Source organism: uncultured Mucilaginibacter sp., assembly GCF_903913935.1.
Classification (GTDB): domain Bacteria; phylum Bacteroidota; class Bacteroidia; order Sphingobacteriales; family Sphingobacteriaceae; genus Mucilaginibacter.
Genome location: NZ_CAIWNH010000148.1, coordinates 1 through 1,667 on the forward strand (window position 1 = coordinate 1; position 1,667 = coordinate 1,667).

2 protein-coding genes are annotated in these 1,667 nt (G+C 40.7%); one reads left to right on the forward strand and one right to left on the reverse strand.

Translation table 11 applies throughout. The features are described from left to right. Position 1 precedes the first annotated feature (1 nt). Positions 2 to 847 carry a dienelactone hydrolase family protein gene (locus tag QZY09_RS05540; protein WP_295669291.1) on the reverse strand — a complete coding sequence of 282 codons (846 nt, stop codon included), beginning with the start codon at positions 845 to 847 and terminating at the stop codon, positions 2 to 4. Between the two features lie 309 nt (positions 848 to 1,156). Between QZY09_RS05540 and QZY09_RS05545 the strand changes: the two genes are divergently transcribed. Next, the coding region (locus tag QZY09_RS05545) for a hypothetical protein (protein WP_295669294.1) at positions 1,157 to 1,667 on the forward strand (511 nt) is incomplete at its 3' end.

Below are 1,667 nucleotides of genomic sequence, written 5' to 3' on the forward strand. Positions count from 1 at the left end.
CTCACTTCAGCCGCGGCTTCAAAAACGCCAAAGTATAATTATACGCTTCGGTGGTGGCCTGGCTGTTATAAATCGGGTTGCTTGGGTTCGCAAAGCCATGGTCGGCTTCATACTCGTGCACGGTTACCTTTTTACCAGCAGTCTTCATGTTTTCTTCAAATTGGGCAACCACTTTAGGATTGATCCATCCGTCTTTGGAGGCAAAGTTACCCAGCACGTCGCAGTTAAGGTTTTTTAGTTTATTTACATCCTGCTCGGGCATGCCGTAATACATTACGCAGCCTATTGCTTGCTTGCCTGCCAGCAGGGAGCTTTGCAAACTCCAGCCTCCGCCAAAGCACCAGCCTATGGTAGCTATGCGGGCATTAGGGCCGGCATAGGCAATGGCGCCTTTAATAATAGCCTGGGCCCGGTCGTCTTTAACGGTCTGCATAAATTTACCGGCGTCTTCGCGGGTGGTGGCTACTTTGCCTTCGTACAGGTCGACATCAATTAAGTTTACATTGCCCAGGTCATTGTATAATTTTTCTGATTCTTTTTTCACCCAATCATTCAGCCCCCACCATTCATGCACCACCAGCAGGTAATTATTGGTTGGCTTTTTTGCCTTAAAGAAAAATGCACCGGCTGTTTTACCATCGGCAGTGTTGTAGGTAATAGCCTTACCGATATCACTTTGAAAGTGATATTTTAAGGGCAGCGGGTGCGCCATTACAAACTTTTTATCAGCCGCCAGCATAGCAAACTGCTTAGTAGCGGATGGTTTGGCGCAGCAGGCCATTTTACTTTGACTGAAGGCCATTGCGCTGCAGGAGATCAAAAGGGTTACGAGCAAAATCTTTTTCATGGTGATCAATATTTCCGGGATGATGGGTTTTGTTTTTGATGAATGTTTCAACAACCAATATTAGGATATTTTTGTTTCAATTTTTTGGGATTACACCGATTTTTTAAAGATGATTTCACCGATTATCTTTGGGGTGATTATAATGAAGAGATTTAATAGGTGCAGTGAATCTGCGATCAGAATTTATTTGCGATATTACATAATAAACATACCTTTAACACATGAACCCCGATTTGATCGCTTATCAAAAATTTAATGACGTTGCTTTGCAAACGATGAACTTTCGATAAGTGAACACATAAAAAATATATGAAGAAAATAACAATAACATTGATCGCAGTATTAACGACAATAGTTTCGTTTGCTCAGACCCAAGTGAGAACTGATTCATCTGTCCATCTTTCTTTTAAAGGAGTTCCTATTGACGGAAAACTCAGTGAATATGTTTTAAAGATGAAGCAAAATGGTTTTACTCAAATGGGGACAGAAGACGAAGTTGCGATACTTAAAGGTGATTTTGCTTCTTACAAGGGTTGTACTGTTGGAGTTGCTACATTAAAAGGAAAAGATTTAGTAAGTAAAATCACTGTGATTTTTCCAGCACAAGAAAGTTGGTCGTCGCTTTCTTCAAATTATTTCAATCTAAAAGAGATGCTTACCGAAAAATATGGACAACCTTCTGAAAGTGTTGAAAAATTTTCGTCTTACGAGCCAAATGATGACGGCTCTAAAATGATGGAAGTTCATCTTGACGCTTGCAAATATGTTACGACCTACGAAACCGGCAAAGGCAGTATTCAATTATCAATCAAAGGCGATA

Coding starts and splice junctions, on each gene's coding strand:
- QZY09_RS05540 (WP_295669291.1), bottom strand. CDS start 847: ATGAAAAAGATTTTGCTCGTAACCCTTTTGATCTCCTGCAGCGCAATG.